This window comes from Pseudofrankia coriaricola (genome assembly GCF_001854805.1).
Taxonomy (GTDB): Bacteria; Actinomycetota; Actinomycetes; order Frankiales; family Frankiaceae; genus Pseudofrankia.
Map to the genome: position 1 here is coordinate 130,184 of NZ_MBLO01000234.1, position 24,001 is coordinate 154,184.

Consider the following 24,001-nt stretch of genomic DNA (forward strand, 5'->3'; position numbering starts at 1 on the left):
CGCTGAGCGCCCTCCTTACCGGTTCCGGGCTCAGGCGTATGACGGTGGCCGATCTGGTTCCGGGCTGGTGACGTGGCTGGGTTGGCTCCGCGCTGATGCGCCGTCACCGGGCGGCTGACGACCTGGGCGGCAGGCCCCGAAGGGGCTGGGCGGCGACGACAAGGCTAACAAGGAGGCGGCGGATGGCCAGCATCCCGGCGACGGCTGCGGACTCGTCGATGATCACTGGCGCGGATGTCGCCACGTTGTGGGGGCTGCTCGCGCGACGTGCGGAGCTCACACCGGACGCTCCGTTGTTGCTCGCGGACACGCGGGACGGCGAGGGCGGGCCGGTCCGGGTGACCTGCGCCGAGCTGGTCGCGCGCGCCGAGCGCGTCGCGGCGGGCCTGTCCGAGCGGTACGCCGTCGCGGCCGGGACGGCGGTGTGCTGGCAGCTGCCGACCAGGATCGAGACCGTCGTGCTCTCGATGGCGCTCGCCCGCCTCGGCGCCGTGCAGGTGCCGATCATCCACATCTACCGGGAGCGCGAGGTCGCCGTCGCGCTGGGCGCCACCCACGCGGCGCTGTTCTGCGTACCCGGCGTCTGGCGCGGCACGGACTACGTCGAGCTCGCGGCGGCCGCGAGCAGGGGCCTCCCCGACCGGCCACGGGTGCTGGTCGTCTCCGCGGACGGTCTCCCCGAAGGCGACCCGACGCTGCTGCCCCCGCCGCCCGCGGACGGCGAGGAGATCCGCTGGATCTACTACACCTCCGGCACGACCTCTCGTCCCAAGGGCGTGCGCCACCGGGACGCGACGCTCGTCGCCGCCGGGGTCGGGCTCGCGCTGGCGCTCGGTGCCCGCCCGGACGACGTCGGCTCGATCGCCTTCCCGATCGCGCACATCGGCGGCCCGGACTACCTGGCGATGATGCTCGCCGTGGGCTTTCCCGCGCTGCTGCTGGAGGCCTTCGTGCCGGCCGACGCCGTCGCCGCCTACCGCCGGCACGGGGTGACGATCGCCGGTGGCTCGACCGCCTTCTACTCCACCCTGCTGGCCGCCGCGCGCTCGTCGCCGACACCCGGCGAGCCGCTCGTGCCGACGCTGCGGATGCTCGCCGGCGGCGGCGCGCCGAAGCCTCCGGAGCTGTTCACCGACGTGAAGCGGGAGATGGGCATCCCGCTCGCGCACGGCTATGGCATGACCGAGGTCCCGATGATCACCCAGGGCTCGCCGACGGACAGCGACGACGCGCTCATGTACTCCGAGGGCGCTCCGCTGCCGGGAGTCGAGGTGCGCATCGTCGCCGCCGACGGCGCGGTGGCGCCGGCCGGCGCCGAGGGCGAGGTCCGGGTCCGCGGCGCCACGGTCTGCGCCGGCTACACCGACGACGAGGCGACCGCCACCGCCTTCGACGAGGACGGCTGGTTCCGCACCGGCGACCTCGGCTTCCTGCGCCCTGACGGGCACGTGACCCTCACCGGCCGGCTCAAGGACGTCATCATCCGCAAGGGCGAGAACGTCTCCGCCAAGGAGGTCGAGGACCTGCTCTACCAGCATCCGAAGGTCGGCGCGGTCGCCGTCATCGGGCTGCCGGACGCCGAGCGCGGTGAGCTGGTCTGCGCGGTCGTCGAGCCGGCGCCCGGCGGGGCCGCGCCCACGCTCGCCGAGCTCGCCGGCTTCCTGCGCGGCGCGGGGCTGATGACGCAGAAGATCCCAGAGCGTCTCGAGATCCTCGACGGGCTGCCCCGCAACGCCACCCTGAAGATTCTCAAGCACGAGCTCCGCGCTCGTTTCGGCGGCCGCTGACAGCAGGGTCGGTTGACAGCAGGGACCCCTGCGCGTCCGTTCATACCCGCGGTCTACGACGGACCGGCCCGGACGGCGGTCGCCGTCCGGGCCGGTTCTTATTCAGTTGTGGTTGCCGTGGGTTGGAATGTCAGTGGAGCTTGGATGCGTTCAGTGCGCTGACGATCCCGTTTCCATAGAACCCGTTGAACTTCGCGGTGCCCTGGCAGGTCTTGGTGTAGTCCGCTGGGACCGGGGCGGGGTAGACGTATGGGTTCGGCGTCGGGCAGGCCGTCGCCACCGCCGTCCTCTGCAGTGCCTGCTGGACGATCTGCGGGTCCAGCGTCAGCCCGCCGTGCCTCGGGTCCTTGTGGCCCAGCGCGCTGATGATGATCGCGGCCACGCCGACGGCGTGTGGCGAGGCCATCGAGGTGCCCTGCAGGTACTGGTAGTAAGACGTCTTGCCCTTGCTGTCGTCGCGAATGACGAACTCGTTGGTCGGGTTGCCGTTCTCGTCGATGTCCCCGGTGGCCTCGGCCACGTTCTTCGGGTAGGCGGCGAGGATCTCGTTCGTCGCCAGGCGGGTGGCGGACCCGTCGTACGCGTCACCGCCCGGCGCGGCCACGACCGACTGCTCCAGGCCGTAGTTGCTGTAGTAGCTCAGCCGCTTGGACGGGCCGATCGCGTTGACGTCGAGCACGTTCGGGGCCTCCGACGGCATCGACAGGCACGAGTTGTCGATGACGCGCGGGTAGGCGGCGCTGCCCGACGGCGGGTAGTCCGGGCTGGTGTCATCGGCGGCGGGGTGGCCGAGGTCGGTCGACTCGTTGCCGGACGCGGCGATCAGGGTGACGCCGTGCCTGGACGCATAGGCGACCGCGCGCTGCGTCGCGGCGATGATCGTGCGCTGCTCGGCCTGCCGCTCGGGGGAGTCCGCCGGGTTCGCCTCGCAGTTGAACAGGTAGGGGTCGGTGTAGAAGGACATGTTGACCACGTCGATACCCGCGTCACCGGCGTAGGTGATCGCGTCGATCGTCGGCTTGAGGAAGAAGTAGCCCGAGTCCTGACCGGCGCGGATGTTCACCAGCTGCACGTTCGGGGCGACACCCGCGATGCCCAGGCCGTTGACCGGCGAGGCGATCGTGGACGCGACGTGGGTGCCGTGGCCGTCGTCGTCCTCGTCGACCGGGTCCTTGCAGCTCGGGTGCTCACACGGGCCGTCGACCTCCTCGCCGGAGGCCGGGTCGGTCGGGATGTCGGTGACGAAGTTGCGCGACAGCCCCTTGTCGAAGTTGGGGGCGACGTCCGGGTGGGTGCCGTCGATACCGGTGTCGATGACGCCGACGAGCACGCCCTTGTTGCCTGGCTGGTACTTGTACGAGCCGGTCGGCGTCGCGCCCATCATCTGCATGTCCCACTGCAGGCTCGACAGCGGCTCGGCACCGGCCGCGGGCTTGCCCGGCTTGCCGGGCTTGGTGCCGCCGCCGGCTCGGCTCAGGTCGCGCTCGCGCTGGGTGAACGACTGGTCCTTGCCGCCGGCCGATCCGCCGGCCGCGTCCGGGGCGGCGTAGCCGATCGGTGAGTCGGGTGCGGCGCCGACCAGCGCGGTGAAGGTGGCGGCCCTCGTCTCGAAGGACGCGTCCGTCGAGGTCACGACGGCGAGCCCGGTCTCGGCGTTCTCGGACTCGATCTTGCCGCCGAGCTTGGCGACCGCCGCCCGGCCGGCCTCGGCGGAGCCCGAGTAGACGACGACGTAGGTCCTGGAGCTCGCTGCACTCGCCGGGCTGCCCGGCAGCGTGAGCGCGAGCGGGACGGCGACCATGGCGGCGACCGGCGCGGCCAGCAGTGCCAGCCTGCGCGACCGGCGACGGCCACGCCTCTCGCCGGTGGGTGGGGTGGGGGATCTGAGCGCTCGGCGCATGTACTCACTCACCTTGTGAGGCGTGGGGAAATGCGCTGGACCCGGCGGATCCTGCTCAGGGCACCCTAGTGGATCTATTAGACGACAACAGGCCCTTTGTGGTCATTTGAGGATTTCCCGGCTGTGTATCACCGGCGGCACTCCGTGCGCACGCCGTGCATCGTGGTCCGGTAACGGGATGGTTTCCACTGTTTCGGGAATTTCGCGACGTTCCCGGCTGTGGCTGTTCGGTTATCCGGCGAACGTGTGGTCGGCGGTGGTGCCGGCGCTGGCGCGCACGGCCTCGGCGAGCAGGGCGACCGCGGTGGGGATATCGGGCTCCCTGACCCCGGCGACGCACAGCCGGAGGTAGCTGATGTCCTGCTCGCCGATCACGAAGTACCGGCCGGGGACCACCGCCACCCCGAGCCGCCCCGCGCGGGTGGCGACCGCGAGGTCGTCGGTGCTGCGGGGCAGCCGCAGCCAGATGCTGATCCCACCGCGCGGGTTCTCGAACGAGCACTCCGGCAGCTCGCCGGCGAGGGCGGCCGCGAGCGTGGCCATCCGGGCGCGCAGCGCCGCCGAGGCGGCGCGCAGCTGGGCCGGCCAGCCCGGCCCGGCCACCATCTCCACGGCGGTGTGCTGCAGCGGCATGGGCACGAACGAGTCGTCGACCTGGCGCATGGCGGCGAGCCGGGTCATTACCGGCCCGCGCGCCACGATCGCGCCGATGCGCAGGCTCGGGGCGAGAATCTTCGTCAGCGAGCAGACGGTGATGACCCGGCCCTGGTCGTCGTCGCGCCACAGCGGCGGCGGTGGGACCTGCCCGTGGCCGAGCCAGCGCGCGTAGTCGTCCTCGAGGATGAACGCGCCGGCCCGCTCGCAGATGTCGAGCACCTCGCGGCGGCGCGCGTGCGCGAGCACGCCGCCGTCCGGGTTGGCGAACGTCGGCTGCAGGAACAGCAGCCGGGCCGACGTCGCCGCCAGCGCCCGCTCGAGCAGCTCCGGGCGGATGCCGTCGACGTCGGTCGGCACCGGCACCGGGACGAGGCCGGCGCTGCGTGCGACCGCCAGCGCACCGGGGTAGGTCGGCACCGCGAACAGCACCGGGCTCCCCGCCGGCAGGAGGGCGCGGAAGACGGCCGAGAGGGCGCCCTGGGCGCCCGGGGTGATCAGTACCTGGTCGGGGTCGGCGCCGACCTGGCGGCCGAACCAGCTGCGCAGCTCGGGGACGCCGGCCGGCGGCGGCGCGCTCCAGGCGTCCGGCCGGCGCACCGCGCGGCTGGCCGCGGCGGCGAGCCGGCTGTCGGCGCGCAGCGTCGCGTCGAAGTAGCCGCCGCCCAGCTGGAAGCCGGTCGAGTGGGCGCTCGCCAGCAGCACGTCGACGCCGGACGTCGACACCGGGCTCGCGCCGAGCGCCACCTGCTGCCAGTCGGTGTCGCCGACGCGGGCGGCCCGGCGGGCGGACACGAAGGTGCCGGCGCCCGGCCTGGTGACCAGCACGCCTTCGGTGACCAGGCGGGCGAGCGCCCGCTGCACGGTCACCGGGCCGACACCCAACCGGTGCTGCAGGTCTCGGGTGCTCGGCAGGCGAGCGCCGACGGCCCGGGTATCAGCGAGGGAGCGCAACTCGTCGGTGACTTTGTCGACGCTGCCGACGTCCCCACTGCTACCATTTCCCATGAAGATAGAAGATAGCGCTATCGTTCCGGACCCGTCATCCGCTTTCGCGACATCCGCCGCTGGCGCTCTCCTCGTGGTGCATCCCGGCCTCGTCGCGTCATCGGCCGCCGGGGCCCCCGGCGGCCGTCGCGGATGCTCGGCGGGAGGGCGGCGATGACCACCCTCGTGATCTTGGGCGTGCTCGTCCTGTCCGCGCTGCTCGGCTGGCTCTTCGGGCCGGACACGCGAGACCCGGACTACTCGATGAGCGCGGAGCGTCCTCCCCGTGTGGACCCGGGCTAAGACATATGGCGGGGTCGGGCTCGTGCGGCCTGGCGAGGTGGTTTTGTTGACACGGCGCTGATGCGTCGTTGCTGTTTGTGACTGGGCCGGGCGCGCGGCCCAGCGGAACATCGTTGTGTCCTGGCTTGTGGAAGACGTCCAAGCCCGTGGGTGCGTGGGCGTCAACGGGTCGGCTCTTGGCAGCGTTGCGTCATCGTTGCGTCACGGCTGACGGCCGCGTCTCGCGTTGGACATGTCCTCGTAACGTGTGCAGACAGTCGCGACGAACATGCGCAAATCGCCGTGCCCACGACACACGAACGTTGCTGGCGCAACGCTCATGGTTCACTGCCCGTTCAGGCCGGGCCATCAAGGTTCTGGACGTGGACGACCGGGGGTCCCGCGAGCCTGCCTGCGCGGAGGAATGGCGGCGTCTCGCCATATGCCGGGGCCGCATTTCGCGGATCCCGCGTGTGGCGGCCGCCGAGCGGTTTCGCGTCTGTCCGGCGGTGACGCCGTGACCGGCCGGAGGGGCGGCGATGCCACCCGGCGCCTTGAGCGTCCGGCGCCCGCGGCTGAGAGGGACACCCGACACCCCGGTCGGATCCAGTCGATCTCATGCCTGGAGATCTCATGTCTGGAGACGGTGCGCATGGCCGAGGTTGCCGCTGACGCGTTCGCCGCCGTCGGCACCCGCCGGCCTGGCGACCTGGCCGCGGCGTTGGTGACTGCCACCACCACCGTCGCCGCCGGCGGGGCGGTCCGCGACATTGACGGCCGTCCGCTCGGCTTCGACGTCGGCCTGACACGGCGGTGGAGGAGCGGCGTTGTCGCCGCGGCCCCCGAGCCGGCCGGCCAACTCGCCGCGGCCCTCGCCGCGGCGACGCGGAACCCGGTTGGCGCGCCTGTCCCGACGGGCGCCGTCTGACCCCCTGACCTCCCGTGGCCCACCGGGCCGCGGCTCCTCCCTGACAAGCCAGCCACCCCACCCGGACCGGCGACCCGGTCCCGAGAAAACCCAGGCATCCACGACCACCACCCGTCCCGGACCGCCTCGCGCCCAGCGCGGTGGACCTGCCGGGGCACCAGTACGCGCCAAAACCGACTAAGAACATCGAAAGGGTCCACATGCGTTTCATCGGCACCAAGCGGGCCGTGGCCGGCGCCGCCGTCGGCGCGCTGCTCGCCGTCGCGGCTCTCGCGGGCTGTGGTTCCTCTGACGACTCCACGGACTCGGCCGGCGCGACGACCGGCGCCAGCGGCTCGGCCGAGGCGGGCACCTTCGCCAAGGGCGCCGGCACCCTCGTCTTCGGCACGGTGCCCGACCAGGCGGGTTCGGACTCGAACTGGAAGCCGCTCGAGGAGTACATCGCCAAGAAGACCGGCTATAAGGTCGAGTACTTCCCGACCGCCGACTACACGGCTCTCATCGCCGCCGCCGTCGCGGGCAAGGTCGACGTCGCGGCGTTCTCCGGCCTCACTTACGTGAATGCGACCAACAAGGGCGCCAAGCACACGGTCGTCTCGGCCGTCATCGCCTCGAAGGGTCTGACCGACCCGGGCTACTACTCGGAGGCGATCGTCCCGAAGGGCTCGGACATCACCTCCGTGGCCGGGTTCAAGGGCAAGACCGTCTGCTTCGTCTCCAAGAGCTCGACCTCCGGCTTCCTCTTCCCGATGCTCGCGCTCAGCAAGGCGGGCCTCAACATCACCCCGTCGGGCACGGACGCCAGTGGCAACCCGACCTTCGCCGACTTCAAGGCGTCCTTCGCCGGTGCCCACGACAAGTCGGTCCAGGCCGTGGCCTCGAAGCAGTGTGACGCGGGCTTCGCCGAGGACTCGGAAGCGGAGGCCGGCGTGAAGGACGGCACGCTCACCGTGGTCGACAAGCAGTACGTGCCCGGTGGCCCGATGACTATCTCGACCACCCTGCCGAAGAGCGTCCAGGACAAGCTCAAGGCGACGCTGGGCAGCGTGACGCTCGACCAGATCACCGCGGAGGGCATCACGGTCACCGACGGCTTCAAGGACGCCTTCCAGGCCGCGAAGCCCGAGGACGACAGCTACTACGACGCGATCCGCGACATCTGCACGAAGGTCACCGCCGCGGACTGCGCCAAGTAGCGGACCGCGCTGAGTAGTCGGATAGAAGAGACAGGTAGCTCATGAGCGGCACGGCGGCCTCCCCGATCATCTCGGTGAGCGGAGTCACCAAGGACTTCGGCTCCACCACGCGAGCACTCCACGACGTCGATCTGACGGTGGAGTCCGGGGAGGTCGTCGTGCTGCTCGGGCTTTCCGGTTCGGGCAAGTCGACGCTGCTCCGGCATCTCAACGGCCTCGAGTTCCCGAGCACGGGGACGGTCGAGGTCCTCGGGCAGAACGTCCCAGCCCTCAAGACGAAGGCGCTGCGCGCGCTGCGCGGCCGCGTCGGCATGATCTTCCAGCAGTTCGAGCTCGTGCCGTCCCTCACGGTGCTCGAGAACGTGCTGACCGGCGCGCTCTCGCGCCTGTCGGGCCCGCGCATCGGCCTGTGGTCGTACCCCAAGAGCCTCAGGCTCACCGCGTTGACCCACCTGGACCGCGTCGGCCTGCTCGAAAAGGCCTACCAGCGCGCCGACCAGCTCTCCGGCGGCCAGCAGCAGCGCGTCGCGATCGCCCGCGCGCTGATGCAGAGCCCGGAGATCCTGCTCGCCGACGAGCCCGTCGCGAGCCTCGACCCCGAGTCGAGCGAGCAGGTCATGAGGCTCATCCGGGAGATCGCCGCTGACGACGGCCTGACCGTCGTGTGCAGCCTGCACCAGGTCGACCTCGCGCTCGACTGGGGCGACCGGATCGTCGGCCTGCGCCAGGGCGGGGTCGTGCTGGACACCACCACCGACGGCCTCAGCAAGGCCCAGGTGATGGAGATCTACGGGCGGGTGGCGACCTCGACCGCCGAGCTCAAGGCGATCGCGACGGAGCTGTCCGACGTGCCGGTTGACCTGCCGGTTCAGGACGGCGCGGCTCACCCCTCGGTGCCGGTCCAGGACGGCACGGTATGACCACGGTCGAGGCCGTTCGAGCCGCCGCGCCGGACGTCGCGCGGCGCGCGCCGCGGCGGCCCGTCGGAGCGAACAAGATCGCCGGCGGCGTCGTCATCCTGGCGATGCTCGGCTTCGCGGTCTACTCGCTCACGACGCTCGACTTCTCGTGGAGCAACACCGTCGCGAGCTTCGACAACGCCGCGAAGGTGTTCGGGCAGATGGACCCGATCAGCGTTCCGGGGCCGAGCGACCTGTTCTACCTCATCGGGCTCACGCTCGGCATCGTGATCCTCGGAACCGTGATCGCCGCGCTCATCTCGGTCCCGGTGGCGTGGATCGCGGCCCACAACACGACTCCGGCGCGCTGGCTGCGCCCGGTCGGCCGGGCGATCGGCGTCATCACCCGCGCGATCCCGGACGTCGTCCTCGCCCTCGCGTTCGCCCTGGTCTTCGTCCTCGGCAGCCCGCTGCCCGGCATCCTGGCGATCGGGATCCACTCGATCGGCATGATCTCGAAGCTGTTCGCCGACGCGATCGAACAGATCGACGACGGCCCGCGCCTCGCCATCCGGGCGGCGGGCGGGTCGCGGGCGCAGGAGTTCTGGTCCGGGGTCTTCCCACAGGTGCTGCCGTCGTGGATCGCGACCACGCTGCACCGTTTCGACATCAACCTGCGCGGCTCGGCGATCCTCGGCTACGCCGGTGTGGGCGGCCTCGGCTACGCGATGAAGATTTCCTTCGAGAGGTTTCCGGAGGGATACGGCCGCGGTCTCGGCATCGCCATCGTCATCTTCGTGCTCTGCGTCGTGCTCGAGATCGTCTCGTCGACCATCCGGCGCAACCTGCTCGGTATCCAGCCCGCCGGCAACAACCTCGGCGACCGCATCGTGCGCAGGGCGACCAGGAATGAGCCAGCGCCCGCGCCGAAGCTCGGCGCGGGCGCGGGGTCCACGGGTGCCGAGTCGATGATGAAGCGCCCGTGGACCCGCCCCCGGGTGCGTAACCTGATCTGGTCGCTCGCCGCCGTGGCGCTCATCATCAGCAGTTACTGGATGGCGGACGTCAAGTTCAGCGACGTCACGTGGGAATACGTCCGGCCGACGCTCGAGAGCTTCTGGCCGCCGAACTACGGCAGCCACACCTTCAGCGAGTACATGCATGCTCTGCTGGTGACCATTGAGGTCGCCTTCGCGGCCGCGGTGCTCTCGCTGTTCTTCTCGCTGCTCTTCGGGTCGCTCGCCGCGCGCAACGTCGCCCCGAACAGCCGCGTGCGCAGCGTGTTCCGCGTCATTCTGGTGGTCTTCCGCGGCGTGCCGGAGCTGGTGCTCGCGATCTTCCTCATCATGGTCACCGGCCTCGGCAACCAGGCGGGCGTCGTCGCGCTCGCGTTCGGCGGGGTCGGCCTGCTCGGCAAGCTCATCGCCGACTCCTTCGAAGAGGTGCCGGCCGGACCGGAGCGCGCCCTCACCGCCGCGGGCGCGACGAGGGGCCAGCGCTACCTCGCCGCGACCTGGCCGCAGGGGCTGCCGTCGCTCCTCGGTAACTCGCTGTACCTCGTCGACACGAACCTGCGCGCGGCGACGATCCTCGGCATCGTCGGCGGCAGCGGCATCGGCTACTTCCTGACGGTCGCCTCGCCCGTCCTGAAGCTGCACGGACAGGTCACGACGCTCGTCCTCATGATAATCGTCACCACGCTCGTCCTCGAGGGCATCGCACAGTGGCTGCGGCGGGTGTTCCGCTGACGGGGGTCGCATCGGCGCGCCACGCCGCCTCCTCCTGACATGATCTGGTGAGATTTTCAGCGCTACAGAGGCTGTTTCAGATTCGGCGTGGTGGTCCTGTGATCTTGGCCGGTCATGATCGATGCTTGTGGTGTGGCGCGCGCGGATGCTTTGACGCCTACTTGATGGCGAGGGGGGCGACCGGGCCGCCGAGGCCGCCGGTGAGTGGTTCCGGGGTCGCCGCCAGCAGGAAGGTGTAGGCGCCGTCGTCGGCGCAGTCGGCGGAGAGGGCTTCGAGGTCGAAGTTCTGGCCCTGGGTCATGCCCATCTCCACCAGGTGCAGCAGGTGAACGGGTAGCTCGACGTCCGGAAGCTCGCAGGGGTAGACCTCGAAGACGATGGTGTCGGTGGCCGCCGCGGCGACGTCGTGCCCGCGCATCCACTCGACCGACCGCAGCGACAGCCCGGCGACCGGGTAGAGGTAGCTCATCTTGTCGCCGGCGTGCAGGAGCCGCATCTGGCCGGTGCGGACGAGCACGATGTCACCCGGCTCGACGGTGACGCCGGCGAGGTCGGCGGCGGCGTCGAGATCGTCACCGGTGATGGCGTAGCCGCCGTCGAGCCGTTCGACGCCCTTGGCGCGGGCGACGTCGAGCAGCACCCCGCGCCCGGCGATCGGGCCGGCCTTATCGATGCCGCAGCGGGCGGCGCCCGCCGCGGTGACGGTGGCCGACCCGAAGCCGTTGTAGATCCGGCCGTCGTAGGAGGCGTGCGCGAGCGCGTCCCAGTGGGTCGCCGCCTGCGCACCCATCACGAAGATGTCGTCGGAGAAGCACACCTGGGCCGGGTCACCGGTCAGCGGCTCGTTCAGGGAGATCATGGTGCGGATCGGGTTGATCCGCCCCGGGATGAACCCCACCTGCGGGCCGTTCTGAGACAGCGGGATCGCGAGCGGGAAGCGCTTCCCCGACCGCACCGACGCGACCCCGCGGCGTACCGCCTCGTCGGTGAGCAGGTTCAGCGTTCCCCGCTCGTCCTCCGGCCCCCACCGGCCCCAGTTGTTGACCTTCCGAGCCAGCGCGTGGAACTCGTCGGGTAACGGCACCGGTGATCTCCTCTGATCGGAACCGCTGCTGCACGGGGCTCACGGCCGCGTCTGGTTCACAACGAGGATTTCACGATCCACATGGCGAAGTACTGGGCGCCGCCGCCGTAGGCATGGCCGAGAGCGGTGCGGGCACCGTCGACCTGGTGCTCACCGGCCTGGCCGCGGACCTGCAGGGCCGCCTCGGCGAAGCGCAGCATGCCGGACGCGCCGATCGGGTTGGACGAGAGCACGCCGCCGGACGGGTTGACCGGGAACGAGCCGCCTATCTCGGTCTCGCCGCTCTCGACGAGCTTCCACCCGCCACCCGGGCCGGTGATGTCGTGGCCCTCCAGCCACATCGGCTCGTACCAGCTGAACGGCACGTACAGCTCGGCGACGTCGATGTCGGCGAGCGGGTTGGTGATGCCGGCGGCCCGGTACAGGTCGTGTGCGCAGTCGACGCCCGCCCGCGGGCGCACCGCGTCGCGGCCGGGGAACGACGTCGGCTCGCTGCGCATAGCCGTCGCGGCGACCCAGGCGGGGGAGCGGCCCGCGGCGGCCGCGTCCCGGCCGCCGGCCTCGTCGGTCAGCACGATCGCGCACGCCCCGTCGGAGCTCGGGCAGGATTCCAGGAAATGCAGCGGATCCCAGAGCATGAAGGAGTCGCGGACCTTCTCGATCGAGATGTCGGCGATCTTCAGGTGGGCGTACGGGTTCTTCAGGGCGTTGAGCCGGTCCTTGACCGCCACCTGCCAGCCGATGTGCTCGGGGGCGCCGGAGCGGCGGATATAGGAGCGGATCCACGGCGCGAAGATGCCGCCCGCGCCCATGCCGCCGGACTTCCCTCCGGCCAGGCCCCACTGGGCGTTGCCCTCCGACTGCTTCTCGAACGCGACCGCGAGCACCCGGCGGTGGCGCCGCGCGTGGATCAGGTGCGAGGCGACGATCGCGGTCGAGCCGCCGACGCTGCCGGCCGTGTGGACCCGCAGGATGGGCTTGCCGGCGGCGCCGAGCGCGTCCGCGAGGTAGAGCTCGGGCATCATGACGCCCTCGAATGCGTCCGGCGCCTTGCCGATGACGACGGCGTCGATATCGGGCCAGTCCAGGCCCGCGTCCGCGAGCGCGCGGGCCGCCGCCTCCCGGACGAGGCCCGCGAGCGACACGTCCAGGCGCTTGCTCTTGTGATGGGTCTGCCCGATCCCGATGACCGCGCACGGCTCGCCGCTCACCGCGCGCCTCCTTCCAGGCTGGTGTGTGCTTCCTGGCCGACGGGCTGGCGGTCCAGCAGGCAGACGAGGTTCTGCTGCAGGCACGGGCCGGAGGTGGCGTGCGCGAGCGCCCGGCTCACGCCGCGCTCCTGGATCGCCCTGGCCGCCTCGGCGACGCGCACCAGACCGGTGGCCATCGTCGGGTTCGCGGCCAGCGGCCCGCCCGACGGGTTGATCTCGCAGCCGTCCGGGAGGCCCAGGGCTTCCCGCAGGATGATCTCCTCGTGGCTGTAGAGCGCCGACAGCTCCGCCACCTCGACCGGGCCGCCGTCGGTGAGCCCCGCCGCCTGGGCCGCGCGCCTCGCCGACACCGAGTCGGTGAGGTCCCGCATGCCCGGCTGGTGCGGCTCGACGAAGTGCTCGAGGCCGGTGATCCACACCGGGGTGATGCCCTTCTCCTCGGCGAGCCGATTGGCCACGGGCGCGGTGGCGAGCACGAGCGCGCACGCGCCATCCGTCACGGGCGGGGTGTCGTGCATGCGCAGCGGCGAACGGACGTAGTCGGCCGTGAGCAGCGCGTCGATCTGGGCGTCCAGGCTGTCGCCGCCGCCCACGCCGCTGGCACCAGCGGCGGCGAGGGCGGGCAGGGCGTGTGGGCTGGTCACGGCGGCTCGGAGTGCCCGCGCGGCGACGGCGGCGAGGTCGCGTTCGGTCGCCCGGCCGGAGTCGAGCAGCGCCCGCGCCTGCAGTGCGGCGAGCGAGAGCGGGTCGGCGCCCAGCGGCGCGAGGTAGTACGGGTCGGTCTGCAGCGTGAGTACCCGCGACAGATCACCGGTGGACGACTTGCCGGAGCCGAACACCAGCGCGGTGCGCTCCTCGCCGACCAGCAGCCGCACCCACGCCTCGTGCAGCGCCCAGGCGCCGTCCATCTCGACGTGGGACTCGCGGATCGGCGGCCAGGCACCGACGGCGTCGAGGTTGGCGACGAAGGTGAACGTGCCGCCGGACAGGTAGTCGGCGCTGCCCGAGCAGGTGAACTCGATCTCCTTGCGGCCGAGCCCCGAGGCGGCGAGCGCCCGCGTGACGACGTCCAGGCAGAGCCGCACCTCGGTGTCCTCGGCGAACTCGGTCATGGGCGAGACCGCGTAGCCGACGATCGCGATCGGCTCGCCGAAGACCGTGTCCCTGGTTCCGCTCGGGCCCTGATCGGTGCTCATCAGAAGACCCGGTCGATGTAGCGCTCGACGGGCAGATCGGGCTCGCCGGTCGGCCGCCAGCCGGTGATCGCGCCGGATGCCGAGCCCCACCCGCGGTTGCCGAGCTCGTCAGCGTTGCGTTCCGCCTCCGGCAGCCACACCGCCTCGACCCGCATACCCACCCGTACCTCCTCGTTGGAGACGTCGACGACGGGCTGCAGGCCCATCATTGCTCCCTCAGACCCCGGCTGCCGGACAGGCGAAGGAAGATCATTTTCGCCTGTCCTTTGGCCCTCTGTCCCCTCGGATCCCGGCTGCCGGACAGGCGAAGGAAGATCATTTTCGCCTGTCCTTTGGCCCTCTGCTCCCTCGGATCCCGGCCGCCGGGCAGGCGAAGGAAGATCATTTTCGCCTGCCCTTTGGCCTACTGGCGCGTCGACCTCGTCGAGCAGCACCGAGACCCGCACGAACGGCTCGGTCTCCTTCTGGCCCGGGTACTTCACCGGAGTGACGATCGTGAAGTTGGTGATGACGCCGCGGTCGGGCAGCGCCAGGTCGTCGCCCTCGTTCAGGGGGATCCCGTCGATCGCGCAGAAGTCGCGCGGCGGGACGTAGACCTTCGCGCACGTCGGGCACCGCTGGCCGAGCAGCCGCCCGGCGAGCAGGGAGCGCGCGTAGCGCTCGCTGGCGGCCGACAGCGCCTCCTTGTAGGTCAGCGACGACCAGAACTCCATCGTCTCCACCGGCTCGAGCGGCGCGCGCGGCTCGCCGCCGACGGCGGCGAGCGTCGCACCGTCCACCACGCCCGGGTCGGTGGTCTCGGCGCCCTCGGGGACGAAGTAGGCCAGGTCGTCGGTGCGGCCCTTCGGCTCGGCGCGGAAGCGGGGGACGACCCGCAGACCGGTGCGCATCGCGCCCTCGCCCTCGCCACCGGCGTCGACCGCGTGCAGCAGGCTCGTGCCGGCTCCGTCGAGCTGAATGAGGGCGAAGGCGAACGGCCGGTCCAGCGGGTGGCGCGCGTTCGGCTCACTGACCCATGTCCACGAGCGGACGGTGCCGACGGGGCCGACGGCGACGAACTCGCCGGACGTGGCGGCGCCGGTGTCCGGGTCGTACTCGAGCGGCGGGCAGAGTACCCGCTCGCCGCTGCGCACCCCGAGGATCTGGCCGCGGGCGAGCGCGGCGACGAAGGTGCCGATGACAGGCCCGAGGCTGCGGCGGTAGGGGAACTCGACGGTGTTGGTGACAATCCTTGGTCCGGACCTGGCACCAGATGACACAGGCAAGGCTGCCTCCCGGCGTCGCGCCCACCCGTGCGGCCCGGCCGGCGGGGGAGCGACGAGAACACCGCGACAGGCGCGTCGCGGCGGGCACGATGAGAACGTGTTCCTACGTCTATCCGGGTTCTATCGCATAACGAGAACCTGTTCTAGTGATGTGGGAGGCCGGTCCGCCGAGCCGCGCCAGAGTCCGCATCACTGTCACGTGTGGTAGTCGCTCCGAGATCTTCCGTAACCTTCCCGAGCGTGCGCGGCTGTTTGTGGGCCGGTCGGGTGAAAACATTGCCTGATCGATTAGGAACGTGTTCTATGTCCCCGAGCGTCCTGTGGCGTAGGCCACAGTGATCGCCGGCCGCCCGCGTGGGTGGCCGTGGTCGCCGGGCTGGCCGCGCCGCTCGGCCGCGGGTCGCCTGGCGGCCCAGGCCGTCGGGCGACCGCCAGACGGCGGGCAGGGGACGGGAGGTCGCGCGTGCACGAGTTCCTGGTCTTCACCATCAGTGGACTGACCACCGCCGGGATCTACGCGATCAGCGCATCCGGGCTGACGCTCACCTACGTCACCACCGGCGTGTTCAACATCGCCCACGGCGCGACCGGGATGCTCGCCGCCTTCACCTACTGGCAGCTTGCCGTCGGCTGGGGGCTGCCGGCCCCGCTCGCGTTGCCGCTCTGCGTCCTCGTCGCCGCCCCGCTGTTCGGCCTGCTGCTCGAACGGTTGGTGATGCGCCGGCTCGCCGGCGCTCCTGAGTCGACCAGGCTGGTCGTCACCGTCGCGGTGCTTGTCGTGCTCGTCTCGCTCGTCCAGTGGCTCTGGGACCCGAGCACGTTCCGGCGGTCTCAGGAGCTGTTCGCCGGCAAGGGCTTCCACCTCGGCACCATCTCGGTGCCCTACAACGACGTGCTCGTGCTCGGCGTCGCGGCGGCGGTCGCCGTCCTCCTGTGGCTGCTGCTGCACCACAGCCGCGCCGGCATCGCGATGCGCGCCCGTGTCGATGACCCGTCCCTGGCCACCCTCAACGGGGCGCGGCCCAGCACGTCGGCGCGCCTAGCCTGGATGACCGGTACGGCGCTCGCCGCGCTCGCCGGGATCCTGATCGCGCCGAAGCTCACCATGTCGGCGATCCCGCTGACACTGCTGATCGTGAACGCCTACGCGGCCGCTGTCATCGGCCGGCTACGCAGCCTGCCGATGACGTTCGTCGGCGCGCTCGTGGTCGGCCTCGCCGCCGACTACGCCGTCGGCTACCTCCCGAAGGTCCACTACGGCCAGCAGTACCTGCGCGGCGCGCTGCCGGTGGTGCCGGTGCTGGTGCTGCTCGTCGCGCTGCTGGTGCTGCGCGCCTCCCGGCTGCGCGGCCGGCCGGCGCTCGCCGTCCGCGAGATCACCCCGACACCCACCTGGGGCGGCGGGCTGGGGTTCTGCGCCGCCGTCGTCTTCGGGGCGGTCATCGCGGCGACGACGATGTCGAAGGCCGACCTGTTCGCCTCCACGTCGATGTGGGGGCTCGCGATCGTCGGCGTGTCGATGGTGCCGCTCGTCGGCTACGCCGGGCGGATCTCGCTGTGCCAGCTGAGCTTCGCCGGCATCGGCGCGGCCGTCGTCGCGCACGCCGGCAACGGCGGCAACCCGGCGGCGCTGCTGCTCGCGGCCGCGGTCGCCGCCGTCGTCGGCGCCGTGGTGTCGCTGCCGGCGCTGCGGCTGTCCGGGATCTACCTGGCGCTGCTGACCGGCGCGTTCGCCGTCACCCTCGACAACTGGATCTTCCAGCTGCCGTCGTTCACCGTGGCCGGGCACCGTTTCGACCTGTTCCAGGGCGGGACGCTGTCCGCCGACCGGTTCCGCGTCGGGGGCTTCCACACCGACTCTGCGAAGACGTTCTTCATCACCGGCGCGGTGCTGTTCGCGCTCGCCGCGCTCGCCGTCGTGGCGGTGCGGCGCAGCGAGCTCGGCCAGCGGCTCATCGCCGTCAAGGAGAGCCCGGCCGCGTCGGCGACGCTCGGGATGAACGTGCGGCTGACGACGCTCGCCGTGTTCACCCTGTCGGCCGGGCTCGCCGGGCTCGGCGGCGGCGTCTACGCCTCCGCGGTGCGCTCCACCACCGCCGACTCCTTCAGCTTCTTCACCGGACTGACCCTGCTGCTGCTCGTTGTCGTGGCCGGGGTGAGCTCGATCGGCAGCGGCCTGGCCGCCGGGCTGCTGCTCGGCACCGCCGCGATCAGCAGCGCCGCCGGCGACTCGGCCACCCGGGTGACCGCCACGCTCGCCGGCCTCGCGGCGCTGGCGCTCGCGGCCAACCCGAACGGGCTGATCCCGTCGGTGCTGCGGCCGGCCTACGAACCGGTGCGCCGGGTGCCCGCCGTGCTGGTCGGCTCCGTGGGCATCGTCACCGGGCTGTGGGTGCTGCGGCTGGCACACGTGGTCGACGGGGATGTGCTCATGCTGGGGATCCTGGTGGTCGCCGTCGCCGCGCCCCTGCTCGCCCGCTCGCTCGTCGATCGCGCCTCCGGGACGGTCGCTGTCCCGGCCGACACGGTCGCCTCCGAGGCGGCCGCGACTGCCGCGACCGCGACCGCCGCCGCCACTACCACCACTACCGCGACCGCGACCGCCGCGGCTGCCGCACCGGTGGCGGCCGCGACCGGCGTCGGCGGGGGTGTCGTCGCTTCCGGGCCGGACGAGGGCCTGTCCGGTCCGCTGGAATGGCTCGGCTTCGACGCCCCGGTAAGCCAGACCGACCTTGACGTCCTCGACGCCCGGCTGGCCCTGGCCGGCGTCGATGAGTCCCGTCTCGGGGAGGTCCGCGTTGGCGCTGCTTGAGGTCCGCGACGTGACGGTCCGCTACGGCGGGCACATCGCGCTGCACTCCGTCAACCTCGGCGTGGAGGCCGGCCGGGTCACCGGGCTGATCGGCCCGAACGGCGCCGGCAAGACCACCCTGTTCAACGTCCTCACCGGCCTGCTCCCGCCCAGCTCCGGCCGGGTCCTGCTCGACGGGCAGGAGATCACCCGGCTCGCCCCCTACCGGCGCGCCCGGCGCGGGCTCGCCAGGACGTTCCAGATCCTCGAGCTGTTCGGGCAGCTCACCGTCCTGGAGAACGTGCAGCTCGCCGCCCGGCTGCGCCGCCGCTCGGCGTCCGGCGGCGCCGCCGACCCGCGCGCGCTGCTCGCGCGGGTGGGCCTCACCGCGCTCGCCGACCGGCGGGCGGACACACTGCCCACCGGCCTCGGCCGCCGCCTCGAGCTCGCCCGGGCGCTGGCCGTGCGCCCGCGGGTGCTGCTGCTCGACGAGCCGGCGTCCGGCCAGGACGAGGAGGAGACGGCGGCCTTCGCCGACCTGCTCGGCGAGCTCGCCGGTGAGGGCCTGGCCATCCTGCTCGTCGAGCACGACATGACGCTGGTCATGGGCGTCTGCGCGCACCTGTACGTGCTCGACTTCGGCACCCTGATGGCCGAGGGCGACCCGGCGAGCGTGCGCGCCGACCCGCGCGTCCGTGAGGCATATCTCGGCACCGTCTCCACGCCCACGCCCACGCCCACGCCCGCCCCCGCCCCCGCCCCCGTCCCCGTCCCCGTCCCCGTCCCCGACGCCGACGCCGACGCCGTGGCCACGGTCGCCGGGCCCGCCGGCGGCGCCACTGGCACTGGACCCGGCGAGGCGGGGCTGACCGCGACGACCGGCTCAGCCGGGGAGGAGCCGCGATGACCGCCGTTCTGCCGGCCGGAGCGACCGCCGGGCCGCGGCCGGGCGCCGGCGCGGCACCCGGCGGCGCGGGGGCGCCGCTGGTCGAGACCCGCGGCCTGCGCGCCCGCTACGGCCGGGTCGAGGTGCTGCACGGCGTCGACCTCGCCGTCGGCGCCGGCCAGGTGCTCGCGGTCCTCGGCCCGAACGGCGCCGGCAAGTCGACCCTGCTGCGGGTTATCGCCGGCCTGCACGTGGCGAGCGCCGGCGACGTCGTGCTCGGCGGTCGGCGGGCGACCGGCGCAGACCCGGTCGACCTCGCCCGACGAGGGCTGTGCCTGATCCCGGAGGGGCGGGGTGTCTTCCCGAGCCTCACCGTCCGGGAGAACCTGCGGATGATGACCTACCGCGGCGGCCGGTCGCGGGCCGACGTCGAGGAACGGGCTGTCGCCCGGTTCCCGAAACTCGGCCAGCGGCTGCACCAGCCGGCGGGCACGATGAGCGGCGGCGAGCAGCAGATGCTCGCGCTGGCCAGGGCGATCGTCGCCGACCCGGCGGTGCTGCTGCTCGACGAGCTGTCGATGGGGCTCGCGCCCCTGGTGGTGGCGGAGCTGTACGCGTCCGTCCGGGCGATCGCCGCCGAGAACGTGACGATCATCGTGGTCGAGCAGTTCGCCGCGGCGGTCCTCGAGGTCGCCGACACCGCGGCGGTGCTGGTCGAGGGCCGGATCGCCGCCGCCGGCCGGCCGGCCGACATCGCCGGCAGTCTCTCCGGTGCCTACCTGGGCGGGCGGCCCGCCCGTGACGAGAACAGTCCTGATGACGCCTCCGGCGCCGCGCGGCCCGGGCGCCGGCGGCCAGGCATGACGCGATGACGACGATCGACGAGGTGAGATCGTGACGATCGAGACGACCGGCACCGCCGCCACCACCGGCGCGGCCGATCCCGCGAGCCAGGCCGGGCAAGCCCCGCCGGCCCCGCCGGCCCCGCCGGCCACGGACGAACGGGCCGGCGGCGCGGGGAGCGGCAGCCGCGCCGACGCGTTCCGCGCCGACATGGCGGCACTGCGCATCCGAGATCCGCGGGCTCGCAGCGAGGGGGCGCTGCTGCGCCTGGGCGCCGTGCTGCTGGCGGCCGGCCCCGTGCTGGGGGTCATCGCGTACGTGATCTCGCACGGGACGACGAACCCGCTGCAGCAGCGCGACGCGATCGTCCTCGGCACGGTCGCCGTCTCGATCAGCGTCGTCGGCGCGGCGCTGTTCGTGCGCTACTCGATGGCCGCCTTCCTGCGCTTCTGGCTCGCCCGCATCCTCTTCGACCGCCAGAGCCCACCCGCCTGACAGGACGAGCGCGGTCAGCAGAGGTGCGCATGCATCTCGCCTGCACACCGGAGCAGGAGAAGCTGCGCGCGCCCTGGCGGGCGGTGGTTCAGCCCGACTCGTCGGTCCAGGGGGCGCTTGCGCGGCCCAGGAAGGTCGGCGATGCCGCCGCCTCGGGGTTCAGCGGGAGTGCCATCGACAGGTAGGACTTCCCGGCCGGGTCGGCGTGGTCGCGCTCGGGGCCGCTGATCTGCTTGAACCCGTGCCGGCGGTAGGTCCGCTGCGCCGCGAGGTTCGCGACCTCCACCCACAGCCGGACCCCGATCGCGCCGACCGAGCGTGCCCAGCCCAGCGCGGCCTCGATCAGCAGGTCGGCCGCACCGGTGGCGCGCACGGCCGGTGCCACCCACATCGCGGCGAGCTCGCGGAACTCCGGTGCCATCGACGGCTGGTGGACGTCGATCATCCCGATCGGCTCGCCATCGCGCTCCAGCAGGAACGTGGCGTGCGCGTCCCCCGCGGCGGCCCGGGCGGCCCGGCGGGGCCAGTCGTCGCTCGGTCGCGCGGCCTCGCCGTCGAACGTCTGCCAGAACGCGCCGGGCGCGTCGGCGAGCGCGGCCAGCCGCACCTCGCGCAGCCGGGGGCCGTCGGACGCAGCGATACGACGAACCTCGATTCCCACACCCATATCCAACTTGTTCCTCCGCTATGGGTCTCGCGGGGTAGCCGCCGACGGTCGCGGTTCCCGGCCTCGCTGAGCGTGTGCGAGGGTGGGGGCATGGTGGCGATGGGTGCGGGGGAGTGGCGGGAGTTCGCGGCGGCGGGGACGCGGACCGGGAAGCTTGCCACCGTCCGGGCGGACGGGCGGCCGCACATCGCCCCGATCTGGTTCGTGCTCGACGGCGACGACATCCTGTTCAACACCGGCGCCGACACCCTCAAGGGACGCAACCTGCGCCGGGATGGGCGGGCCAGCCTGTGCGTCGACGACGACACGCCGCCGTACTCGTTCGTGGTCGTGAGCGGCACCGTGACCGTGTCGGAGGACTTGGCCGAGGTGCGCCGCTGGGCGGCCGCGATCGGCGGCCGCTACATGGGCGCCGACCGCGCCGAGGAGTTCGGCCGCCGCAACGGGGTCCCCGGCGAACTGCTAGTTCGCCTCACGCCCGCCGGTATTGTCGCTGAGCGCGACGTCGCCGACTGACTGCCGTCAGCTCGCAGAACCGCTCGGCGGTGGCGCCGTGTCCGCCCTGTGGCTCACCGGTGCTTGTACGGTGACCAGTGATCTTGGTCGGCCGGCAGCAGGAGGAACGGCTCCGGTTTGCCCAGCGGGACGATGGCGCGGTAGTGGCGATGATCGAGGGTGAACAGCGTCTTGGCGCCGTAGCGCGCGGCGAGCACGATGTTCAGACAATCGGTCGCACCGAGCTTGAGAGCCTCATAGCGCGTGTTCACTGTGACGACTGTGTCGATGTCGTGGGCGTCGCTGGCGGCCAGTTCCCAGGACCCTCGCGCGACCTCCGACAGGAACCGGTTGGCCGCGGTCAATCCGAATCTGGTCGTGAGCAGGTAGTCGGTCTCGGCGATGACCATGTGCGAGATCAGCATCGGACGTTCGATCCGATCGACAATCGCCACGCAGTCGGCGTGTTCGGCGGCGCCCGCGTCGAGGAATGCCAGGACACCGCTGGTATCCGCGATGATCATTCGCCGAACCCGGTGAGTTCTTCGGCAGCTTGGGCTGCCCAGCCCGGGTCACCGCTGTTGACATATCCGGCGGCGGGCCGGATCCAGGTCGACCGGCGAAGCGGCACCATCATGGCAACCGGCTCGCCGCGGTCTGTGATAACAATCCGCTCGCCCGCGCGTACCCGCCCGAGCACCTGGCTGGTGTGGTGCGAAAGATCGCGAATGCCGACAGAGTGCTCGTCGTCGTCATCATCATCGTCGAGGTCAAGAGCGGGACTGGCCATGTGGTAACAGTACCCCGCGTTGTGACCACGTCACGCCGTAGTCTGCGAGGCGCCTGAACCGTTCTCCTAGAACTGGGCCTCGAGCTCGAGGGCCATGGCCAGGGGGAGGTGGAGGTCGTAGCAGATGTTGCCGGCGAAGAAGCAGGAGCCGAGCGACAGGAATGCCGGGATCGTCAGCAGCATCAGGTGGCTGGAGGCGGGCAGCGGGCGTAGGAGGGCCCGGACCCGGCGCGGGACCGGGCCCGGCCGGGGAGTGCGCCCGGCACGATCGGCGCGCCGGGCGCGTGGGGGCCGCCGGACACTCTCGTCGCGCCGCGCGCGGCGCGACACCGTGGTCGCGGAGCGTGCCGGCTCCTCCAGCCAGTCAGGTACGGCGATGCGCAGCGCGGATGGGGCGGAGCCCAGCGACGCGTGACCGGCCGGGCACCGAGAACCAGGCGAGGCGGAGCCAGGGGATGACGGCGGGCCGGCCGCGGCGGTGACCAGGGCGGCCGTGCCGATCGCGCGGGCGACCCGCACCCGGTCGCCGACCTCGACCGCCGCCCGCTCGTCGGCCCAGCGCTCGACGCCGTACTCGACCAGCCGGGCGACCGGGCGCAGCAGCGGCTGGCCGGCGGCGGCGAGCCTTGTCGCATCGACGTAGCGATGGTGGCGGCCGCGGAGGTGGGCGCGCTCGTGCGCGAGCACCACCCCGAGCTCGTCTGGACTCAGGGCCGCGCGCATGGACTCGGTGACCACGATCCGGCCGGGTGAGCCGGGCAGCGTGAACGCGTCCGGGTGCTTGCCGGGGACCACCACGACGATGTCCCCGCCGGGAAGCGCGGCTGCCTCCACCCCGGCGGCCCGCAGGGCGGTCCGCTGCCGGCGCCACGCCCGCGCCGCCGAGACGGCGGCCACGACGGCGACGAGCGCGCACGGCCCCGACAGCCACACATCCTGGCCGGCGTCGGCCCAGGCCTCGGCGGTCCACCCACGTTTGCCGGTGTTCACCAGCGCTGTCGTCGTGTGGATGCCACCGGCGAGCAGCACCAGCGCCGTCCCGAGAGCGAGCAGGCAGGCGGAGACCGTGAAGGCGACGACGGCGATGCCCGCGGCCACCCGGTCCGCGAGCAGGCGCATCACCAGCGTGCCGAGCAGCGGGGCGACCAGTGCGCAGAGGACCAGCTCGCCGACCATCTAGTGCCCGGCCGGTGCGCGGCCGTCGCCGGAGCCGTGCCTCCTGTCCCACGGGCCTGTCTCGCCAGCATCCTGCCCGTTGTGGGGGGCGCGCCCGGCGGCGCCGTCCGGCCCGCCCTGGCCCGGCGCGTGGCCGGTGGACGGTGGGACCGGGTCCGCGAGGCTCTCCGTGAGCAACTGGCGGATGAGCGCCTCGTCGCCGGGGGAGAGCGCGGCGACGAAGTGGGTGAGCGCCGGGCGGTGGTCGGCCTGCTCGTCGAGCAGGCGGTTCATCCGCCAGGCGACGAGGCTCGCCGCATCGGACTCCGCCAGGTAGAGGAAGGCGCGGCCGGCCCGGCGGCGGGTGACCACCCCCTTGCCATGCAGCCGGGTCAGCGTCGTGACCACGGCGCTGTACGACAGCGTGGCGCCGCTGACCAGGCGCTCGCGTACCTGGCCGGGGGAGAGCTCGCGGCGCGCGGTGTGCAGCACGTTGAGGATCTCCGCTTCCAACGAGCCCGGCGAGCGCCGCCGTATCCGGGCGGTGAGGGCCGCGTCGCCCGCTGTCTGGTCGGTCAGGACGTCACCGCCGAAGAGGTCGGCGCCGGTCACGGCCTCGTCGAGGAGGCCGCCGGCGCCCAGGCGGTCGTCACCGGTATCGTCCGCGAATCCGTCGGCATCGGGTACCACGCCCTTGACCATACGTTTCCGGATGCGGCCGCGGGAGGGCAGGTACGCCCGC

At 72.3% G+C, this 24,001-nt stretch carries 22 protein-coding genes; 11 read left to right on the forward strand and 11 right to left on the reverse strand.

Translation table 11 applies throughout. From position 1 onward, the window contains the following. The first annotated feature begins 182 nt into the window (after window positions 1–182). The gene (locus BCD48_RS30210) at window positions 183–1,787 is read left to right on the forward strand and encodes an AMP-binding protein (RefSeq protein ID WP_071051761.1); all 1,605 of its coding nucleotides are present in this window, start codon (window positions 183–185) and stop codon (window positions 1,785–1,787) included. A gap of 130 nt (window positions 1,788–1,917) precedes the next feature. Here BCD48_RS30210 and BCD48_RS30215 read toward each other — a convergent pair whose 3' ends face one another. Continuing rightward, window positions 1,918–3,687 (reverse strand): S8 family peptidase, encoded by a 1,770-nt coding sequence (locus BCD48_RS30215; RefSeq protein WP_071051762.1) that lies wholly within the window; start codon window positions 3,685–3,687, stop codon window positions 1,918–1,920. A gap of 231 nt (window positions 3,688–3,918) precedes the next feature. After that, on the reverse strand, window positions 3,919–5,349 hold the full coding sequence (locus BCD48_RS30220) for an aminotransferase-like domain-containing protein (protein WP_071051763.1): 1,431 nt from the start codon (window positions 5,347–5,349) through the stop codon (window positions 3,919–3,921). Between the two features lie 153 nt (window positions 5,350–5,502). Between BCD48_RS30220 and BCD48_RS47485 the strand changes: the two genes are divergently transcribed. From BCD48_RS47485 to BCD48_RS30240, 5 genes are all read left to right on the forward strand, one after another. Then, a complete protein-coding gene (locus BCD48_RS47485; RefSeq protein WP_083419434.1) occupies window positions 5,503–5,631 on the forward strand; it encodes an adenylyl-sulfate kinase in 129 nt (42 codons plus the stop codon). A 631-nt stretch (window positions 5,632–6,262) separates the two neighbouring features. After that, window positions 6,263–6,538, forward strand: coding sequence for a hypothetical protein (locus BCD48_RS30225; RefSeq protein ID WP_071051764.1), 276 nt, complete (start codon window positions 6,263–6,265; stop codon window positions 6,536–6,538). A 200-nt stretch (window positions 6,539–6,738) separates the two neighbouring features. Further along, window positions 6,739–7,734, forward strand: a complete 996-nt coding sequence (locus BCD48_RS30230) for a phosphate/phosphite/phosphonate ABC transporter substrate-binding protein (RefSeq protein ID WP_083419417.1) — start codon at window positions 6,739–6,741, stop codon at window positions 7,732–7,734. A gap of 41 nt (window positions 7,735–7,775) precedes the next feature. Continuing rightward, the gene (gene phnC, locus BCD48_RS30235; RefSeq protein WP_071051765.1) at window positions 7,776–8,654 is read left to right on the forward strand and encodes a phosphonate ABC transporter ATP-binding protein; all 879 of its coding nucleotides are present in this window, start codon (window positions 7,776–7,778) and stop codon (window positions 8,652–8,654) included. Continuing rightward, window positions 8,651–10,381 (forward strand): PhnE/PtxC family ABC transporter permease, encoded by a 1,731-nt coding sequence (locus BCD48_RS30240; RefSeq protein WP_071051766.1) that lies wholly within the window; start codon window positions 8,651–8,653, stop codon window positions 10,379–10,381. Before phnC ends, BCD48_RS30240 begins: the two co-directional genes overlap by 4 nt. Window positions 10,382–10,538: 157 nt before the next feature. Here the strand turns inward: BCD48_RS30240 and BCD48_RS30245 are convergent, their stop codons facing one another. The 4 genes from BCD48_RS30245 to BCD48_RS30260 are packed head-to-tail and all read right to left on the reverse strand — an operon-like array spanning window position 10,539 to window position 15,131. Beyond that, window positions 10,539–11,465 carry a cyclase family protein gene (locus tag BCD48_RS30245; RefSeq protein WP_071051767.1) on the reverse strand — a complete coding sequence of 309 codons (927 nt, stop codon included), beginning with the start codon at window positions 11,463–11,465 and terminating at the stop codon, window positions 10,539–10,541. A 56-nt stretch (window positions 11,466–11,521) separates the two neighbouring features. Further along, complete coding sequence (locus BCD48_RS30250; protein ID WP_071051768.1) at window positions 11,522–12,676, reverse strand: thiolase family protein; 1,155 nt, start codon at window positions 12,674–12,676, stop codon at window positions 11,522–11,524. Continuing rightward, entirely contained in the window at window positions 12,673–13,872 is a 1,200-nt protein-coding gene (locus tag BCD48_RS30255; protein WP_071051769.1) for a thiolase family protein, read from the reverse strand. The genes BCD48_RS30250 and BCD48_RS30255 overlap by 4 nt, the downstream gene beginning before the upstream one ends. Next, complete coding sequence (locus BCD48_RS30260; RefSeq protein ID WP_241842115.1) at window positions 13,872–15,131, reverse strand: Zn-ribbon domain-containing OB-fold protein; 1,260 nt, start codon at window positions 15,129–15,131, stop codon at window positions 13,872–13,874. The genes BCD48_RS30255 and BCD48_RS30260 overlap by 1 nt, the downstream gene beginning before the upstream one ends. A gap of 469 nt (window positions 15,132–15,600) precedes the next feature. On the opposite strand from BCD48_RS30260, the gene BCD48_RS30265 reads away from it, so the two are divergent. The 4 genes from BCD48_RS30265 to BCD48_RS30280 are packed head-to-tail and all read left to right on the forward strand — an operon-like array spanning window position 15,601 to window position 20,152. Next, window positions 15,601–17,949, forward strand: coding sequence for an ABC transporter permease subunit (locus BCD48_RS30265; RefSeq protein WP_071051770.1), 2,349 nt, complete (start codon window positions 15,601–15,603; stop codon window positions 17,947–17,949). Next, window positions 17,936–18,835, forward strand: coding sequence for an ABC transporter ATP-binding protein (locus BCD48_RS30270; RefSeq protein ID WP_083419418.1), 900 nt, complete (start codon window positions 17,936–17,938; stop codon window positions 18,833–18,835). The genes BCD48_RS30265 and BCD48_RS30270 overlap by 14 nt, the downstream gene beginning before the upstream one ends. Continuing rightward, window positions 18,832–19,686 (forward strand): ABC transporter ATP-binding protein, encoded by an 855-nt coding sequence (locus BCD48_RS30275; RefSeq protein ID WP_083419419.1) that lies wholly within the window; start codon window positions 18,832–18,834, stop codon window positions 19,684–19,686. Before BCD48_RS30270 ends, BCD48_RS30275 begins: the two co-directional genes overlap by 4 nt. Before the next feature lie 22 nt (window positions 19,687–19,708). Beyond that, on the forward strand, window positions 19,709–20,152 hold the full coding sequence (locus BCD48_RS30280) for a hypothetical protein (RefSeq protein WP_071051771.1): 444 nt from the start codon (window positions 19,709–19,711) through the stop codon (window positions 20,150–20,152). 88 nt (window positions 20,153–20,240) lie between these two features. On the opposite strand, the gene BCD48_RS30285 is transcribed toward BCD48_RS30280, so the two are convergent. Further along, window positions 20,241–20,819, reverse strand: a complete 579-nt coding sequence (locus tag BCD48_RS30285; protein ID WP_071051772.1) for a GNAT family N-acetyltransferase — start codon at window positions 20,817–20,819, stop codon at window positions 20,241–20,243. A gap of 90 nt (window positions 20,820–20,909) precedes the next feature. On the opposite strand from BCD48_RS30285, the gene BCD48_RS30290 reads away from it, so the two are divergent. Next, window positions 20,910–21,335: a PPOX class F420-dependent oxidoreductase gene (locus BCD48_RS30290; protein ID WP_071051773.1), complete on the forward strand. Its 426-nt coding sequence runs from the start codon at window positions 20,910–20,912 to the stop codon at window positions 21,333–21,335. 53 nt (window positions 21,336–21,388) lie between these two features. On the opposite strand, the gene BCD48_RS30295 is transcribed toward BCD48_RS30290, so the two are convergent. From BCD48_RS30295 to BCD48_RS30310, 4 genes are all read right to left on the reverse strand, one after another. After that, window positions 21,389–21,838, reverse strand: a complete 450-nt coding sequence (locus BCD48_RS30295; RefSeq protein ID WP_071051774.1) for a PIN domain-containing protein — start codon at window positions 21,836–21,838, stop codon at window positions 21,389–21,391. Continuing rightward, complete coding sequence (locus tag BCD48_RS30300) at window positions 21,835–22,104, reverse strand: type II toxin-antitoxin system Phd/YefM family antitoxin (RefSeq protein ID WP_071051775.1); 270 nt, start codon at window positions 22,102–22,104, stop codon at window positions 21,835–21,837. Before BCD48_RS30300 ends, BCD48_RS30295 begins: the two co-directional genes overlap by 4 nt. A 66-nt stretch (window positions 22,105–22,170) precedes the next feature. Beyond that, window positions 22,171–23,280, reverse strand: a complete 1,110-nt coding sequence (locus BCD48_RS30305; RefSeq protein WP_071051776.1) for a M56 family metallopeptidase — start codon at window positions 23,278–23,280, stop codon at window positions 22,171–22,173. Beyond that, on the reverse strand, window positions 23,281–23,949 hold the full coding sequence (locus BCD48_RS30310; RefSeq protein WP_241842108.1) for a BlaI/MecI/CopY family transcriptional regulator: 669 nt from the start codon (window positions 23,947–23,949) through the stop codon (window positions 23,281–23,283). Between the last annotated feature and the right edge of the window lie 52 nt (window positions 23,950–24,001).

Bases quoted from the DNA above. Each gene is read 5' to 3' on its own strand.
- BCD48_RS30210 (WP_071051761.1), top strand. From the start codon at position 183: ATGGCCAGCATCCCGGCGACGGCTGCGGACTCGTCGATGATCACTGGC.
- BCD48_RS30215 (WP_071051762.1), bottom strand. From the start codon at position 3,687: ATGCGCCGAGCGCTCAGATCCCCCACCCCACCCACCGGCGAGAGGCGT.
- BCD48_RS30220 (WP_071051763.1), bottom strand. From the start codon at position 5,349: ATGGGAAATGGTAGCAGTGGGGACGTCGGCAGCGTCGACAAAGTCACC.
- BCD48_RS47485 (WP_083419434.1), top strand. From the start codon at position 5,503: ATGACCACCCTCGTGATCTTGGGCGTGCTCGTCCTGTCCGCGCTGCTC.
- BCD48_RS30225 (WP_071051764.1), top strand. From the start codon at position 6,263: ATGGCCGAGGTTGCCGCTGACGCGTTCGCCGCCGTCGGCACCCGCCGG.
- BCD48_RS30230 (WP_083419417.1), top strand. From the start codon at position 6,739: ATGCGTTTCATCGGCACCAAGCGGGCCGTGGCCGGCGCCGCCGTCGGC.
- phnC (WP_071051765.1), top strand. From the start codon at position 7,776: ATGAGCGGCACGGCGGCCTCCCCGATCATCTCGGTGAGCGGAGTCACC.
- BCD48_RS30240 (WP_071051766.1), top strand. From the start codon at position 8,651: ATGACCACGGTCGAGGCCGTTCGAGCCGCCGCGCCGGACGTCGCGCGG.
- BCD48_RS30255 (WP_071051769.1), bottom strand. From the start codon at position 13,872: ATGAGCACCGATCAGGGCCCGAGCGGAACCAGGGACACGGTCTTCGGC.
- BCD48_RS30275 (WP_083419419.1), top strand. From the start codon at position 18,832: ATGACCGCCGTTCTGCCGGCCGGAGCGACCGCCGGGCCGCGGCCGGGC.
- BCD48_RS30285 (WP_071051772.1), bottom strand. From the start codon at position 20,819: ATGGGTGTGGGAATCGAGGTTCGTCGTATCGCTGCGTCCGACGGCCCC.
- BCD48_RS30290 (WP_071051773.1), top strand. From the start codon at position 20,910: ATGGTGGCGATGGGTGCGGGGGAGTGGCGGGAGTTCGCGGCGGCGGGG.
- BCD48_RS30295 (WP_071051774.1), bottom strand. From the start codon at position 21,838: ATGATCATCGCGGATACCAGCGGTGTCCTGGCATTCCTCGACGCGGGC.
- BCD48_RS30300 (WP_071051775.1), bottom strand. From the start codon at position 22,104: ATGGCCAGTCCCGCTCTTGACCTCGACGATGATGATGACGACGACGAG.
- BCD48_RS30305 (WP_071051776.1), bottom strand. From the start codon at position 23,280: ATGGTCGGCGAGCTGGTCCTCTGCGCACTGGTCGCCCCGCTGCTCGGC.